Origin of the sequence: Dyella sp. SG562 (assembly GCF_011759495.1) — a bacterium.
In the GTDB taxonomy this organism is placed as follows: Bacteria; Pseudomonadota; Gammaproteobacteria; order Xanthomonadales; family Rhodanobacteraceae; genus Dyella_D; species Dyella_D marensis.
The window spans coordinates 424,578-437,560 of the sequence record NZ_JAAOYS010000003.1 but is presented as its reverse complement, the minus strand read 5'-3'; the positions used below and the strand labels follow the sequence as shown (position 1 = coordinate 437,560).

18 protein-coding genes are annotated in these 12,983 nt (G+C 62.6%); all 18 read right to left on the bottom strand.

All coding sequences use genetic code 11. The features are described 5' to 3' along the window. Positions 1-48: 48 nt before the first annotated feature. The gene (locus tag FHW84_RS09155; RefSeq protein ID WP_167254610.1) at positions 49-369 is read right to left on the bottom strand and encodes a hypothetical protein; all 321 of its coding nucleotides are present in this window, start codon (positions 367-369) and stop codon (positions 49-51) included. Positions 370-374: 5 nt separating this feature from the next. Beyond that, on the bottom strand, positions 375-1,058 hold the full coding sequence (locus FHW84_RS09150; RefSeq protein ID WP_167254608.1) for a Gp138 family membrane-puncturing spike protein: 684 nt from the start codon (positions 1,056-1,058) through the stop codon (positions 375-377). Beyond that, the gene (locus FHW84_RS09145) at positions 1,051-1,986 is read right to left on the bottom strand and encodes a hypothetical protein (protein WP_167254607.1); all 936 of its coding nucleotides are present in this window, start codon (positions 1,984-1,986) and stop codon (positions 1,051-1,053) included. The genes FHW84_RS09150 and FHW84_RS09145 overlap by 8 nt, the downstream gene beginning before the upstream one ends. Continuing rightward, a complete protein-coding gene (locus FHW84_RS23230) occupies positions 1,983-2,300 on the bottom strand; it encodes a hypothetical protein (RefSeq protein WP_167254605.1) in 318 nt (105 codons plus the stop codon). The genes FHW84_RS09145 and FHW84_RS23230 overlap by 4 nt, the downstream gene beginning before the upstream one ends. Continuing rightward, a complete protein-coding gene (locus tag FHW84_RS09135) occupies positions 2,300-2,881 on the bottom strand; it encodes a phage baseplate protein (RefSeq protein ID WP_167254603.1) in 582 nt (193 codons plus the stop codon). The genes FHW84_RS23230 and FHW84_RS09135 overlap by 1 nt, the downstream gene beginning before the upstream one ends. Then, positions 2,878-4,674: a hypothetical protein gene (locus FHW84_RS09130; protein ID WP_167254601.1), complete on the bottom strand. Its 1,797-nt coding sequence runs from the start codon at positions 4,672-4,674 to the stop codon at positions 2,878-2,880. Before FHW84_RS09130 ends, FHW84_RS09135 begins: the two co-directional genes overlap by 4 nt. A gap of 169 nt (positions 4,675-4,843) precedes the next feature. Then, the gene (locus FHW84_RS09125; protein ID WP_167254600.1) at positions 4,844-5,236 is read right to left on the bottom strand and encodes a phage tail assembly chaperone; all 393 of its coding nucleotides are present in this window, start codon (positions 5,234-5,236) and stop codon (positions 4,844-4,846) included. Next, a complete protein-coding gene (locus FHW84_RS09120) occupies positions 5,236-5,676 on the bottom strand; it encodes a phage protein (protein WP_167254598.1) in 441 nt (146 codons plus the stop codon). Before FHW84_RS09120 ends, FHW84_RS09125 begins: the two co-directional genes overlap by 1 nt. Positions 5,677-5,685: 9 nt before the next feature. Further along, positions 5,686-7,173, bottom strand: a complete 1,488-nt coding sequence (locus FHW84_RS09115; RefSeq protein ID WP_167254596.1) for a DUF3383 domain-containing protein — start codon at positions 7,171-7,173, stop codon at positions 5,686-5,688. Positions 7,174-7,184: 11 nt separating this feature from the next. After that, entirely contained in the window at positions 7,185-7,745 is a 561-nt protein-coding gene (locus FHW84_RS09110) for a hypothetical protein (protein ID WP_167254594.1), read from the bottom strand. Between the two features lie 3 nt (positions 7,746-7,748). Further along, on the bottom strand, positions 7,749-8,123 hold the full coding sequence (locus tag FHW84_RS09105; protein WP_167254592.1) for a hypothetical protein: 375 nt from the start codon (positions 8,121-8,123) through the stop codon (positions 7,749-7,751). 3 nt (positions 8,124-8,126) lie between these two features. Continuing rightward, the gene (locus tag FHW84_RS09100; protein ID WP_167254590.1) at positions 8,127-8,660 is read right to left on the bottom strand and encodes a hypothetical protein; all 534 of its coding nucleotides are present in this window, start codon (positions 8,658-8,660) and stop codon (positions 8,127-8,129) included. Between the two features lies 1 nt (position 8,661). After that, on the bottom strand, positions 8,662-9,060 hold the full coding sequence (locus FHW84_RS09095; RefSeq protein ID WP_167254588.1) for a DUF4054 domain-containing protein: 399 nt from the start codon (positions 9,058-9,060) through the stop codon (positions 8,662-8,664). A 2-nt stretch (positions 9,061-9,062) separates the two neighbouring features. Then, entirely contained in the window at positions 9,063-9,359 is a 297-nt protein-coding gene (locus FHW84_RS23080) for a hypothetical protein (RefSeq protein WP_208399707.1), read from the bottom strand. Continuing rightward, the gene (locus FHW84_RS09085; protein ID WP_167254586.1) at positions 9,359-10,360 is read right to left on the bottom strand and encodes a DUF2184 domain-containing protein; all 1,002 of its coding nucleotides are present in this window, start codon (positions 10,358-10,360) and stop codon (positions 9,359-9,361) included. The genes FHW84_RS23080 and FHW84_RS09085 overlap by 1 nt, the downstream gene beginning before the upstream one ends. A gap of 75 nt (positions 10,361-10,435) precedes the next feature. Next, a complete protein-coding gene (locus tag FHW84_RS09080; protein ID WP_167254584.1) occupies positions 10,436-10,921 on the bottom strand; it encodes a hypothetical protein in 486 nt (161 codons plus the stop codon). A 13-nt stretch (positions 10,922-10,934) separates the two neighbouring features. Then, positions 10,935-12,335 (bottom strand): DUF2213 domain-containing protein, encoded by a 1,401-nt coding sequence (locus FHW84_RS09075; RefSeq protein WP_167254762.1) that lies wholly within the window; start codon positions 12,333-12,335, stop codon positions 10,935-10,937. 4 nt (positions 12,336-12,339) lie between these two features. After that, positions 12,340-12,927 carry a phage minor head protein gene (locus FHW84_RS09070; RefSeq protein WP_243868010.1) on the bottom strand — a complete coding sequence of 196 codons (588 nt, stop codon included), beginning with the start codon at positions 12,925-12,927 and terminating at the stop codon, positions 12,340-12,342. Positions 12,928-12,983: the final 56 nt, after the last annotated feature.

Sequence of the window (12,983 nt, the reverse complement as noted above, 5' to 3'; positions counted from 1 at the left end):
AAAAACCCCGCCGAAGCGGGGTCGTGAATCGTGCTTTCTGCAATTACCCTATCGGCAACCATCCTGCACCCACTTGTCGTACCAGGCCGTGAAGTCCTGGCTGTTGCGGTGCATTTCCATGGTCTGCCGATCGTTGGCGCAGATGTAGTCGTGCTTCTGCTCCGGCGTCAGCTTGTTGAACCTCGCCTGCTCTTCAGCCGCCCGCTTGGCGTAGTACGCCTTGTCCGCGGCGATGCTTGCTGCGTGGTCCTTGTCGTACTGCGCATCCTTTGCCGCCAGGGCGCGGTTCTCGGCCACCTGAGGGTCAACCTGTTCTTGTGCAATCGCAGCAATCGAAACCAATGCAAGCGCTAAGACGATGATTCGCATATCCCTTACTCCGGCTGTCCAGTCGTACTGGAGCCGGATTGTACGTCCGGATGGACGTGATGCTGCAGGGAGATCGAGCCCGCCAGGACGTCACCGCCGGTAGAAGTGATTGTCTCGGCGGCCGTTACCGTCCCACTGAAGTTGGCCGAAGGTCCTTGAAACTGGAAACCGCCAGGGGCTACGAACTTCAGGATGCCGCCGGCGCTGTCCAGTTCCACATAGGTCGAGCCATCTCGACTACGTAGTTGCGTATGGTCGTTGTTGAACTCAGGAATCACCTTCGGCTGGCTCAAACCACCAAGCACGCAGATCGCATTGCGAAGGTCCAAACCTCTGGCGTCTGAAGGATCTTGCAAGCCACCGGATTGGATCCATGCCCCTATCGCCCGATTGGAGAAGGCCACCCAGCACTCGTCACCGGGCTGCACCGGAAAGGTGAGGACCGAATCAGCCGTCCCGGGGAACTGGACTGGCACATCCTTGAGCAAGGGGTACGGCACAGTATTCGAACTTCCATCCGAGGTGGCAACAACGCCACGTACGCCAATCTGTACCGTAGCGGTAACTGTAGACGGATTGAAATCCACGATGTAGCCAGGCATGCCTGTCCATGCCTTGACCATGAATGACTTGAAGGAGAGGCGATAAACCTCCTCGCTGTCATCCGTTCGCTGGGTGTTTTCAATCACTGGACGGCACCGAGTTTATGAAGTCCTGCGTAGCGGGAACGCCATCCTTTGGGTCGATCGATACGGACACGATGTCCGTGTACCACTGGTCACCGCGCGTGTCTCCGGTGTGCTTCACCTGAAAGGCGACGTAGAAACCATCATCGTTTAGCTTCGGCACCGGCAACTCATTGCCAGGCGAGGCCTTCTTGATGTCGAAGGTAGAAATGCTTTTGTTGCTCAGATTGAAAATACGACCGCACTTGATATCCGAACGGATCAAGCATCGAACATTGATGCCACCAATTGTCTGGACAGGAATGCCGATGAGACCACTTTCGGCATTTAGCTTTGGCACCGGCGCCTGGATGTACCCATTACGCTTCGGAACGAAGTTGAGCTTTCCATCTTCGAGGTTCCAGTAGCACTTCTGGTCATCGGCGAAGTCCCGAAGAATCTCTCTCGTCTGACCGAACATTGGCCACGCATTCACCGACGGCGTCGTGGTGAACTGCGGCGAGTAGCCGGCGGTGATGCCATATGGCGCCAAGTCGTTGAGCAGAGCCTTATGCACGTCCTGAGGCGTATGCCCCTTCGCCAGCGTCTGGTTCGTCACTGCCCAGTTGTAGACGTGGTCACCGTCCTGGCAATCCAATTCGAGGATCGTGTCCGTGGCGTTCACGCGGCCGTAGCGGACCATGTAGATCTCGCCACTGAAGATCAATCCCGGGCTGTCGCCGTACCCGGCCGACAGTTCGACCCGCTGGAACTCCTTTCGCGCCTTGGTCGCCAGCTGCGGCGACACATTGAAGATGCGAATGACAGCCGACTTCAGCGTCTGCGTCGTGGCGTTCCTTACCTCGAACTGGATGCGGAAATCTGACAAATCCACCGCCTCATCGCCCTGGCCGATCACCAGACGGCAGGATCGAATGTACTGGTCCGTCATGGCGTACCTACGTAGAGGTGGGATGTCAGGCCAAGGTTGTCGAACGTAGGGAGCGCCATGGGATCACCGTCTGAAACCACATAGACGGCGAAGCCGAGGCCAAGGTATGCGTATTGCGCCAGCAGATCAGCCCCGGTCACCAGCGGGATTCCGAGCACAATGGGTGCCTGGCTGACATCCATAATGTCCAGAAACCAAATCCCCGCAGCGTTGCGCCAGCTCACCGCAAAGACGTAGCTCACACCTAGGATCGTGACCTCCAGCGTCTGCGACTGGGGGATCAGCGGGATTTCATAGACCGAGTTGATGGCCATCACCCACCGGAGATCGTGCTGAGTACGCTGCGTGGAACCGGCTTCGGCTGGACCAGGCCGCGGTCCACCGGTGACGAGGTGGCGGCCGGATCAGCCTGGGTCGAATAGGCGAGCTGCGCTGTCTTTTCCGTCACGATGATGATCTGCTTGAAAATCAGCGTCACCAGAAGCGCGTTCTCGCTCTGCGCATCCGTTACGACTTCGATGCTCTTCAGGAGCATGTTGTCGTAAGACATCTTTCCCGTGACTAGACGGAAAGGCTGGCGTGACGCCTGCAGGTCGACCAGCTGCTGAAAGATGTCCTGCGGGTCCGACGAGATGATCTGGAACCGGTTGAAGTTAAAGATCGCCCCGCTATTGCTCCATGCGTAACGGGCCACGACTTCCGGCGGGATCGTGTAGGCGTGATCCGTGATCGACGCGCCGGCGCTGATCGGGTGCTGCGTGATTTCCAGGTCGTGCCGGTGCTGTTCCTCGATTGTGCACTGAGGGATGATGGCGCCGATGCTCCGGTTCACCTTCAGAAGGATGTCTTCGAGCTGCCCGGCAAGGACTACACCGGTCGCGGAAAGGATGCTCATTGCGTCGACGCCGCTTCGTAATTGCGCAGCTGCCGCTGGCTGGTCTCGCCCTGGGCGTCCGCTACCAGTTGCGCCGTCCGCATTGGGTCATTGGCACCCTGCACCACAATGGTGGTGTTGGCATTGAGCGTGCCTGGAGCACGCGATGTCGTTCCGCCGGCGCCCACCGCCCGGTTGAACATCTCCGCCGAATACGGGTTCTGGCCGTTTTCGTGCTGCACGATGCCCTTCATCAGCGCGGTCATCTGCGTCGGATCGTTGAGGTTCAACTGAGCGTCGGGGCTGACCCCCATCTGATCGGAGACGGCGCGGATGTATGCCGCAGTGTTGTTCTCGTTCTTCGGGGCGTAGGTGCTGATGATGTCGCGGACGGACTGCAAGGGCTTGTGGCCCGCCGCGGCAGACTGGCCGGTGTAGTAGAGGTTGAGCTGCCGATACAGAGCAGACAGGCCTTCGGCCGGCGATCCATAGGTGCCAAAGCTGCCGCCTGGCCCAGTGCGAAGGTTGCCCGGGTTGTTGTTTCGGATACCGATCGGCGATCCAGCCGCCGAAGAAGCAGCGCCGGTTGCGCCTGGATCGCTACCGAGCAGACGAATCTGCTCCGCCGACAGGTGGGTGGAAGCCCGTTCGGCGGGCGTCAGCGCCTTCCAGGCCGCGATGCGCTGGTTGCGCTGCTCGGTCGTGAGCGAGGCCCAGTTCGAGCGATCGATGGCGTCCTGGGCCTCCTGGCTACCGAAGAACGCCGCCACATGCGCCGCGGCATTGCCGATCGTGTCCCCCGCCTTGGTGCCGCCGAGGATCTTGTCCGAGACCTTTTCCATCCACTGGTAGGTCTTCTCCAGAAAGCCGATCAGCTTCTTCAATCCCTCGATGGCGGCCTCCACTCCAGGAGCCCACTTGTCCCAGTCGATGAGGTGCTGTCCGCCCTCCTTCCAGACCTTGTAGTCGTCCCACAGGGCGACAATGCCCGCGGCCAGGGCGGCGATGATGCCGATAGGTCCGGAATTGAGGATGGTCAGGCCGGCCACGATGCCGGCTACCCACTTGCCGAAGGTTTCGATGTTGTCCTTCGTGGTCTCGTCCAGCGAATCCCAGCGGTGAATCAGCTCGTCCAGCACACCGAGCACGCGGGTGCCGATCGTGATCCCGACCGACTCCAAGACCACCTTCGCGTCGCGCATGCGCAACATGAAGTTGCGACCCTGCTTGGTCACCTTGTCGTAGTCGATGCCCATCTTGGCCAGCATCTCGTGGTAGTGCCGCGAGAACTGGCCGACGCCTTGATCCAGCGCCAGCAGGGTCTTTTCGTCGATGCCGAGCAGGTTGGCGTATCGGTACTGCATGTACGGCTGCATCTTTCGCAGATGCTCGCCGATGTCCTCCAGGAGGTCGGAGGTATCCCGCAGATTGCCCTGGCCATCGCGCGTCTGAACGCCAATGGCACGGATCAGCGACTCGCCGGCTGGATTGGTGCGCAGGAACCTCGCCAGATTCTCGATCGAGCTGACGGCACCTTCCGCGGTTCCGCCCAACTGAGTGATCGCGTACTGCGTCGCCTTGATGTTCTCGGCGGATGCCCTGGAGCGCTGGCTGACGAAATACAGCTGCTCCATTGAGTTGGCGAGGTTGTTGATCCACGCCACAGCACCCGCCGCGCTCAACGCTCCCAGAGCGATGCCAAGACCTTCGACGGCCTTTGTCGCGCCCTTGATCGAGTCATTGAACTTGCGTTCGGTGCTGACGTCGATCTTGTAGCCGAGCGAGACCAGGAACTCCTTGATGACGTCGGTCATTTCCGCTCCACCGCGAGTCGCTCGTTCTCGGCGACCACATCAAGGCAATCGTTCATAAGGGCAATGTCAGCGAGATCTACGTCGCCGTTCTTCAGGCTTTCGTAGCGGCACATCCCGCGAACCACAGGGCGGAGTAACCAGTCCTCTCCGCCGGGCAGGGATTCCCACTTTACGGCGCTGCCTGCGCTTCCGCCTGAGGGGCGAGGCCGCCGCGAAAAAAATCGGTGAGGTTGTCCTGGAGCACGTTCTGCGCGATGGCAATCATGGCCCCCATATCGATGTCATCGAACATCAGCGACCTGCTTCGATCGTCGAACACCTTGGCCCACGACTGACCTTGTTGACGCTGTACGACCGAAAGAGCGGTGTTGAGGATGTAGTCGCAGTCGCCATCGCTCATACCTGCGATGGCATTGGAGATCGATTTGACGAAGCCGTCCATCGACGACTGGCCGGCCATGGAGCTCATGACCGGCACGAGGCGGCGGGAAACATGGAACTGCTTGAAGGCGTCCAGCTTGCCGCTGCGGTACTGCTGGCCCTTCACTTCGAACTCGGCCATCAGTAGGTCCCCAGCACGGTGTCGATGTAGACGGCGTTGAAGGACCATTCGTTGAACTGGCCCTCCTTCGCATAGACGACAGTGGGCTTCTTCTTGAACGCCACGCCGCGGCAACCCGTGTTGTCGTTGCTGCCGCTGTCCACGATGGCAATGACGTTCTGGCCGTGCAGACGCGAATTGGCGGTCTGGAAGTCATACATCGCCATCAACTTGGCATTGGTCGGCGAGGTCTTCAGCAGGCGCACCGTCACCGTACCGGACTTGTCGGCATGCAGGCTGTGCATGCCAGTTCCGTCGGCGCCGATGGTCATGGTGTCCTTGTCGCCGTTCATCTCGATGGTGATGCCCTCCTCGGCCACGCCAGCGCCCGAGGAAAGGTCCACCACGCCACCGGGACCGACCAGGCTGGCTTGGACATTGAGGAAGCTGTAGGTAGACATGGGCGCCCCTTAGCGGTTGACCGAAACGATCACGTTGACGAAATGGACGGCGCCGGCCAGCTTGATCGCGGCCTGGATGGTCGGAGCCTTGCGCGCCTGCCGATCCGCCGACGATTGGCTGGATACGGGCGCGGCATAGAGGTAGTAGCCCTTGGAGAGGTACTGGCCGGTCTGGATGGCACCGATCCCAGGTCCAGTCCAGGTGCCCGGAGCTACCAGGCCGTTGGTGACCGACTGCGCGAGCACCTGCTCCAGCGTGGTGAGGATCTGGTTCACGCCGGCATCGGTCTGCGGAATCTTCGTGGGGCTGGTGTAGAGCAGGTTGTAGGCCGCGGTCTGCATGGCGTTCTGCAGCCAGTCCAGGCCCTGCCGCTCGTCGAAGAAGGAACCGTTGGCCATCACGCCTTCCTGGATGATGGCGGTGGCGTTGTTGTAGTTGACGAAGACGTTGCAGCTCTTCGCCTTCAGCGTGGCCGCCTGCGTTTCGGTCAGTGTCTCCGCCGACACGCCCGGCTCGGTCTTGAACTTCAGCGTGATGGTCGTGTTGTTGCCGGTGAAGTCGACCGTGAAGGCTCGGCCGAACATGCTGGCGACGGCATACGGCGAGCTGCTGGAATACTGGGTGAAGGTTCGACTGTAGTTGCCGGCCTTGAGTTCGCTGGCGATGTCGGTGGTCTGCGTGCCATCCAGCACCGCGGCGGCCTGGGTGGTATGGCCGAAGACGCGCGAGGGATTCGCCGACTCGATGTAGGCGGCAATCGCCAGCACGTCCGAGTCGGAGACCGCCGTCACCGGGGCCAGGGCCAGCCCATACCAGTCGCTCGACTTCTGGGCGCAGGCCTGCACACCGGCCAGGAAGGTCTCCACGGCCGAGCCAGGCGCCGACCGCGCGCCCTCCGACGACTGCAGGCCCAGCAGTGGCGCCAGGTCGGTGCCGCTGGCCGGCGTCGTCGGGAAGGACACCGCCGAGCTGCCGCCGGTGGTGGAGCTGGTGACGACGAAGCGGCTATAGACGCTGTCCCAGACCACCGTGCCAGCGCCACCCAGCGCAGTGGTGACCGCGGACGCCACGCCGTTCAGATTGGTCACCAAGTGCAAGTCGATGCCAGTCAGGTCGTGCTCCGTGCCATCGATCGACACCGATAGCGACCCGCTGGTCACCGCGGTGAAGTTGGAGATCAGCTGCTGGGTGGCCGTCAGCGCCGCACCCAGCAGGCGCCCGGCCGTCGCCACCTGGGCGAACCGGCCGATGTACAGGATCGACGGCTGGGGCGACTGGGAGAAGTACAGGTTCGCCGCGAGGTATTCCGGCGCGGAACTGCCGAAGTCGGCAGCGACCTGGTCGATCGTCGCGTACTGCCGGATGCGCTCCTGCGTGTCGATGACATTCGACGATCCCAGCACCAGCAGCGCGCCGAAGTTTCGACCCGTGACCGCAGTGGGGGAAAGGTTGACCGAGACGTTGACCACGTCGCCGACAGAGAGACCGAGAGTCATGTAGTCGTTCCTCAGGGAGTGTCGGTGACGAGCTGCGTCGGAGCCGACAGAAGGTTGAGCACGGGGTAGATGCGTTCCACCTTGCGGCGGATGCGGATAGGCACGTCGTAACGACGGATCCATTGCAGATTGAGCTGTTCCGGCACGGCAACGATCCGGCCGACTTCTAGCAGCGCCATGTTGTTGGCGGTGAGCTGGTCGCGATTCTGGGCGACGTAAAGGCCGTTCTTCAGCAGCTTGGCGTTGGCGCCAGCGTTCGGGCCATAGAACGTCGCCAGCACCGGCAGCGTTTCGTGGACTGAGAAATTGTCGTGGCCGTCGCCGGTGCCGTCGTGCTGCTGCACCGGGTAGTCGTCCGAGTCCTCGCTCACGACGCCGATGGCACACCAGTCGACACTGGGTTCCGGCTGCTTCGGCACGGTGGGTTGCCAGCGCGGGCGAACCATGGGACCAGGCAGTCCCGTGATGCCGACCACGACCAGCTGGAGCAGGTTTTCCAGCGCTACATCTTCCAGCGGCGCAGGGCTGCTCGCCGGCGACAGATAGCCGCCGGTGGAGGAATCGTTCGCCATGGATCAGCCGCCGGATAGGTTGGTCGGGGTGCAGATCGCCGCGGTGAAGCCGGCGCCGTAGGTCGTCCAGTCGGACACGTTGAACACCGTGTACCAGCGTCCTTTCCAGTTCACGAGGTCCGCATCGTGAGTGTCATCGCTTTCGATCAGCGGGAATTTCGAATGCACCATGATCGAGCCGGTCACGTATGACCCCTCCGGCATGCGCTTCATGATGTCGCCCTGGTCGTTGGTGACTACCCCGGAGAAAGGCGTGTCCGCTGGCGTATCGACGGCCCGGCCGTCCTGGCCAACCGTCTGCGTGTTTCGACGGCACACGAGCGTACGGTCGACGAACTCGCGCGAGAACAACACGCGAGTGACGTTCAGACGCGCCATGGGCTACTTCTTCCGGATGACGTAGGTGATGGAGTTTCGGAGTTGCCCGGTATCGATCAGCGGCTTGGCCAGGTCGACACCAGCCTGCTTCCCTTCGGCGCGGCGGTCCAGCTCTTCCTGAGCCCCCTTCCTGCCGCGGCGCGCGCGTGCTTCCAGTGTGGCCTCGGCCAGCGGCGGCGGCACGCCTTCGTTGATCCTGGCCCGAACCGCGTTCTGGGCGACGATCCCAGCGTCATGCACGCGCTTGTCGGCGCCATCCATATTGCCGCCCAGCGCCGCCTGCGCCCCCTTCTTCAGCTGCTCCGTGGCGCCTGGCAGCGCGTCCTGCACGCCAGGGACCAGGAAGGGGCGCGCCGGTAGGTTGTTGGCCGGCGAGCCAGCCTCCTGGATGTACCCGATGGTGGCGTTGTTGATGGGCTCCGTGCCCTTCCGCTCGGTGGTGGTGGCCGGAATTCCCACCAGTACCTGCTGCGCCGCCAGCTGCTGAATCGACCGAAGGACTTTCTTGAGCTCGTCCTTCGTGACCTTGACGTTCATCTCAGCAGCCCCCGAACTGGAGACCTCCGGACCCGACCATCCGCGCGAACTGCAGGAACTGGATGCCATACCGGCTCATGTTCCAGAAGCCGCCGTCGGTCAACGACACCGCGCCGGAGTCATAGCCGACAGACACCTTGTCCACGGCCTTGGAATTGGTCGGACCGGTGACTTCGCCTGGCGTGGCTCCATCGGCCACGTCTTCCATAGCCTGGGCGGCCAGGACCAGGTGGTGAGCGGCGAATAGCTCCTGGCCAAGCACCCACCATGCGCCCCACCGGCTCTCCGGCAGACTGACCGCCGCCACGCCCAGCCACAGGTTGACCGCCGAGTCCGGATACACGGCGGTATCCGAGAACTCGGGAAAGTCTTCGCGCAGCTGGCTGGCGGGTACGGTCATGATCAGCTCTTGGGATTGGCCTTGGCGGCCGCTTTCGCCGCCTCGGCCTCAGCCTTGGCCTTGGCGGCCGCTTTCGCCGCCTCGGCCTCAGCCTTGGCCTTGGCGGCCGCTTCGGCTTCCTCGTCCGACTGGGTCACGCCTTCGGGGACGTCCGCCGAGTGTGCCTGCGTATACCAGTGCTCGGCAATGTCCTGCTCCAGGCGCTGAATGCCAGCCTTGATGGCTTCCTTCACCAGCTGACCATCGCGAACGATGGTCAGGGTGAAGCCCTTTACGATGTTGACGAGTTTCGTGGCCATCAGATGCCGTCCACGTAGCCGAGGGTTTCCGGATACACCACTTCCACGACGCCCAGGCGGCCGAAGTAGGTGGTGAGCTGGTGGATACCACGGTATTCCAGCGGGGTGCGCTGCAGGGGCACCAGCGGGAAGCGGACCAGGTTGCGGTCGTTGGTGTAGGCCACCATGCGCTGCTTGTTGGAGGCACCACGGTTGGTCAGCCACTTCAGCGGCTGGATGTCCAGCTCGCGGCCGTTGATGCTATTGCAGATGGAGTTCTTCTTGATGAACTCCAGGATGCTGATGTTGCCGGCGGTGCTGATCAGGGCGCTGACCAGGTAGCTGAACTGGATCGGCGGCAGCAGCAGCTTGTCCGGGCAGCGGGCGAAGGCCGAGGTCTGCCACACCGATTCCAGGAACGTGTTCACATCGGCCAGGATCTGCGCGGGCGTGGTGGTGCCGTTGTTCCAGTTGCCATTGACGGCATTGGTCACGGCGACGCTGGCGTTGTTGACCAGGCCGGTGAAGCCCAGCGGGCCGTCGCCGATGTAGACCTGCTCATCGACGTCCATGTTGTACTTCAGCTGCATGCCTTCGTACTTCTGCTGGTCGACCGGGCGGCCGAGCTTCTGGGCGGACTCCAGTTCCGGGATCGTCCAGCCGATCTGCTGGCCCCACAGGGTCAGCGGATTGGCGGTCTTGCCGATGTCCAGCTGGATGCCGGCGATGACGTTGGCGTCCTTGCCGATCCAGCTCTTGCCATTGGGCGACGGGCCGCCGGCCGCGGCGAAGGTGGAGTTCGTGAAGCTCGACACCTCGTCGGCGATCGAGACGTCTTCACGCAGCTGGATATCGCGCCCCCAGGTAACCGCCGCCAGCGGCATGTGCAGGGTCTGGTCCAGGCGTTCCAGCTCGCCGATGAGGAACGAGCCGGAGCTGTCGATGGTGGCCGCGTCGAAGGTCATCAGACCATCACGCGTGTAGGCGCGCTTCACCGAGCGCGGGAGGATCAGTTCTTTCATGTGTTTGGCTCCGAAACGCGCCCACAAAAAAACCGCCCGAAGGCGGTTTCAGTGCGTGGCAGCTTGTGGGTGGGATCAGATGTTGAAGGCGATCTCGACGTTGCCCGAGGCGTCGGCCGGACCCATGAAGGTGCAGTTCGCGACGACGATGGTGTTGGTGCTGTCCGCGGCGGCTTCGATACCACCGATCGGCTTGCCGGCGGAGGCGTTCGCCACGCGGACGTAGACAGTGCCGTTCAGCGCGGCCGTGCCGGCATTGAGCAGCACGGTGGCATAGCCACGGCGCAGCACATTGGCCGGCCCGGTGGTCGGCGGTACGGCCGTGCCCAGGCCTTCCTGGCTGGAGTTGGCCGGGTACGGCTTGACCAGCAGGCCGTAGACGGCGGTGGCAGCGTCGCCGGCGCCCACCGGCTGCAGCTTGCCGCTGACGATCTTGCCGAACAGGCCGAAGGCGGAGAACGGAGCCGTCGAATCGAACGGGACCGTTTCGATGGTCTTGTTCTCTTCGCGGGACACCATGCCGGGAATGCCCGACGGCATGCGATACAGGAAAGCGGTCATAGTCGGTGGTTCCTCAGCGCTTGGCGTAGAACTCGCGGTTCTTCGCGTTGATGTCGGAGACGGTGGTGGTGCGGCCGAAGTCGCGGGTGGTGAGGCTGGCCCGATGGTTGCCGTCGTTGTTCTTGGCGCGCATCAGGTTGGCGGCGCCGACGAACGCGGCGTTCAGGGCGGGCAGCGGCATGCGGCCGAAGTCGGCCTTCTGGCCGCCAAGGAAGGGGTCAATCGCGGACTTGCCGGCGTCGGTCTGGTAGGCCGCGTCCAGGGCCTTGCGCTGGCATTTGCAGAGCTGCAGCGCCCGCTGCGCGTCCGTGGTCTTGCCGTCGAAGGTGGGAAGCTTGGTGCCCGGCGCCAGGATCTCGGCCAGGGCCGGGATATGCTTGGCGCTGTCGCCGGTGTACAGCTTCACGCCGGCGTCGCTGAGCTTGCCCGCGGTCTCGGCGCCGATAACGGTGTCCATGGTGCCATCCGGGCCTTCCTCTTCTTCCTCGTCCTCGACCTTCTTCTTCAGCTCCTGGATGTCCGCATCCATGGCGGCGAGCTTGTCGAGTACCTTCTGCAGGCCGTCTGCGGTCTTGCCTTCCTTCTCGCGCTTCACGCGGTCTTCTTCGGACTCTTCCTCGTCCTTAACCTCGGAGGCGATCTTTTCGACCTCCTTCTCGTCGCCGGTCTTGAACGCCGCCATCATGCGGTCCTTCCACGACTTCTTTTTCAGTACGGGCATGTCTTCGTCTCCGATTGCGCACCGCGGGCCGCAACGGCCATTCGGAACCAGTGCGTTGTGGTTACCAATGATGTTGCGCTGAGCCGCGCGCCCCGGTTGCTGCTGTTCGTAGTCGGCTTCGTAGCCGTTGCTCACTTCTTCGATGCCACCCTTCTGAACCGCATCGATCGCCTTCCGATCGGTGATCAGAAAGTCGGCGAGCATGAGGTCATCCTGCATGCCAGTGCCGCGGCGCACGTTAAACATCGTGCCAACCGAGTACTGCTTAATGTTGTCCGGAGTGACGAACTCTTCCGGGTGGCCTAACGTGATCGGCTTTCCCTCGAAACTCGCGATGGTCTCAGGACGAAAAAGCTCTTCCGGACCGCGCGATACGCGGATCAGCTTGTCCGGGCCACCCAGGATCGCCTCGCCATCCTCGCCAGCGATCTCTCCCTCGGCGTAGACCATCTCGCCAGTGCGCGCCACTGGCACGTCCAGGCAGAGCAGATAGCCTTCCGGCGTCAGCGAACGCTTCGGACCGAGCTTGGACACCGTGTAATAGCGCGAATGACCAGCGCCGTCGAAGTCCGTAGTCTTGCGGGCTTCCTTGTAGGCGATGGCCTCCGCCTGGTCAGGATCATGCCCGGCCTCGATCAGCTCCTTGATGTTGGCCGAGATGACCTCGCGGGAGCTGCCTTTCTTCAGTGGCATTGCCTTACTCCGGTAGTACCGGCTCGGGGTAGCACCGGCAGTTGTAGATCTGACCGGCGTGCGTGGTGGTCCCGTCGGAGAGCTTCGGCGGCGAATCCCACCTGACGAACTTCCCATTCATCTGCTTGTGGCTGTGGCGCACATCGCCGTCACCGGCTGTTCGCCAGATGTAGCCATCCGATCCGACATGCTCCGCGCGGGCCTGCGTCAGCACTGAAGCACTGCGTGCAACTTCCGTCCTGGCGATCAGGTTGGCCCTACTGGCCGTCACCTGGCCGGACGCCGCGATCTCCTTCGCGATTTCGCTGGCCCGGGTCGAATCCTCCAATCCCTTCAACGTGAGTTCGTGCACTCGCTTCGCCGCATCCAGCGGCATGGACTTGATCAGCGTCACCTGCTCGTCCAACAGGCCACGCATCGCAACTCCTGTCGGCGCGTGGCGTATTTCCTGCTGAAGCTCGTGCGACATCTCGGCGGCCAACTCCTGCCAGGCCTGCCGGTCGCGCCGATTCACGTCCTCCAACATCGTGGCGGCCGTCCTGGTCGCCCAACCCGTCAGTGCTTCCGAGTAGTTTCGGAGCAGGTCAGTCATCGGTGGCACTGCGGCGGGATCGCCGGGCGGGAACAGATTGACGATCTGGCCTACCT

Bases quoted from the DNA above. Each gene is read 5' to 3' on its own strand.
- FHW84_RS09155 (WP_167254610.1), bottom strand. From the start codon at position 369: ATGCGAATCATCGTCTTAGCGCTTGCATTGGTTTCGATTGCTGCGATT.
- FHW84_RS09145 (WP_167254607.1), bottom strand. From the start codon at position 1,986: ATGACGGACCAGTACATTCGATCCTGCCGTCTGGTGATCGGCCAGGGC.
- FHW84_RS23230 (WP_167254605.1), bottom strand. From the start codon at position 2,300: ATGGCCATCAACTCGGTCTATGAAATCCCGCTGATCCCCCAGTCGCAG.
- FHW84_RS09135 (WP_167254603.1), bottom strand. From the start codon at position 2,881: ATGAGCATCCTTTCCGCGACCGGTGTAGTCCTTGCCGGGCAGCTCGAA.
- FHW84_RS09130 (WP_167254601.1), bottom strand. From the start codon at position 4,674: ATGACCGACGTCATCAAGGAGTTCCTGGTCTCGCTCGGCTACAAGATC.
- FHW84_RS09125 (WP_167254600.1), bottom strand. From the start codon at position 5,236: ATGGCCGAGTTCGAAGTGAAGGGCCAGCAGTACCGCAGCGGCAAGCTG.
- FHW84_RS09120 (WP_167254598.1), bottom strand. From the start codon at position 5,676: ATGTCTACCTACAGCTTCCTCAATGTCCAAGCCAGCCTGGTCGGTCCC.
- FHW84_RS09115 (WP_167254596.1), bottom strand. From the start codon at position 7,173: ATGACTCTCGGTCTCTCTGTCGGCGACGTGGTCAACGTCTCGGTCAAC.
- FHW84_RS09110 (WP_167254594.1), bottom strand. From the start codon at position 7,745: ATGGCGAACGATTCCTCCACCGGCGGCTATCTGTCGCCGGCGAGCAGC.
- FHW84_RS09105 (WP_167254592.1), bottom strand. From the start codon at position 8,123: ATGGCGCGTCTGAACGTCACTCGCGTGTTGTTCTCGCGCGAGTTCGTC.
- FHW84_RS09100 (WP_167254590.1), bottom strand. From the start codon at position 8,660: ATGAACGTCAAGGTCACGAAGGACGAGCTCAAGAAAGTCCTTCGGTCG.
- FHW84_RS09095 (WP_167254588.1), bottom strand. From the start codon at position 9,060: ATGACCGTACCCGCCAGCCAGCTGCGCGAAGACTTTCCCGAGTTCTCG.
- FHW84_RS23080 (WP_208399707.1), bottom strand. From the start codon at position 9,359: ATGGCCACGAAACTCGTCAACATCGTAAAGGGCTTCACCCTGACCATC.
- FHW84_RS09085 (WP_167254586.1), bottom strand. From the start codon at position 10,360: ATGAAAGAACTGATCCTCCCGCGCTCGGTGAAGCGCGCCTACACGCGT.
- FHW84_RS09080 (WP_167254584.1), bottom strand. From the start codon at position 10,921: ATGACCGCTTTCCTGTATCGCATGCCGTCGGGCATTCCCGGCATGGTG.
- FHW84_RS09075 (WP_167254762.1), bottom strand. From the start codon at position 12,335: ATGCCACTGAAGAAAGGCAGCTCCCGCGAGGTCATCTCGGCCAACATC.
- FHW84_RS09070 (WP_243868010.1), bottom strand. From the start codon at position 12,927: ATGACTGACCTGCTCCGAAACTACTCGGAAGCACTGACGGGTTGGGCG.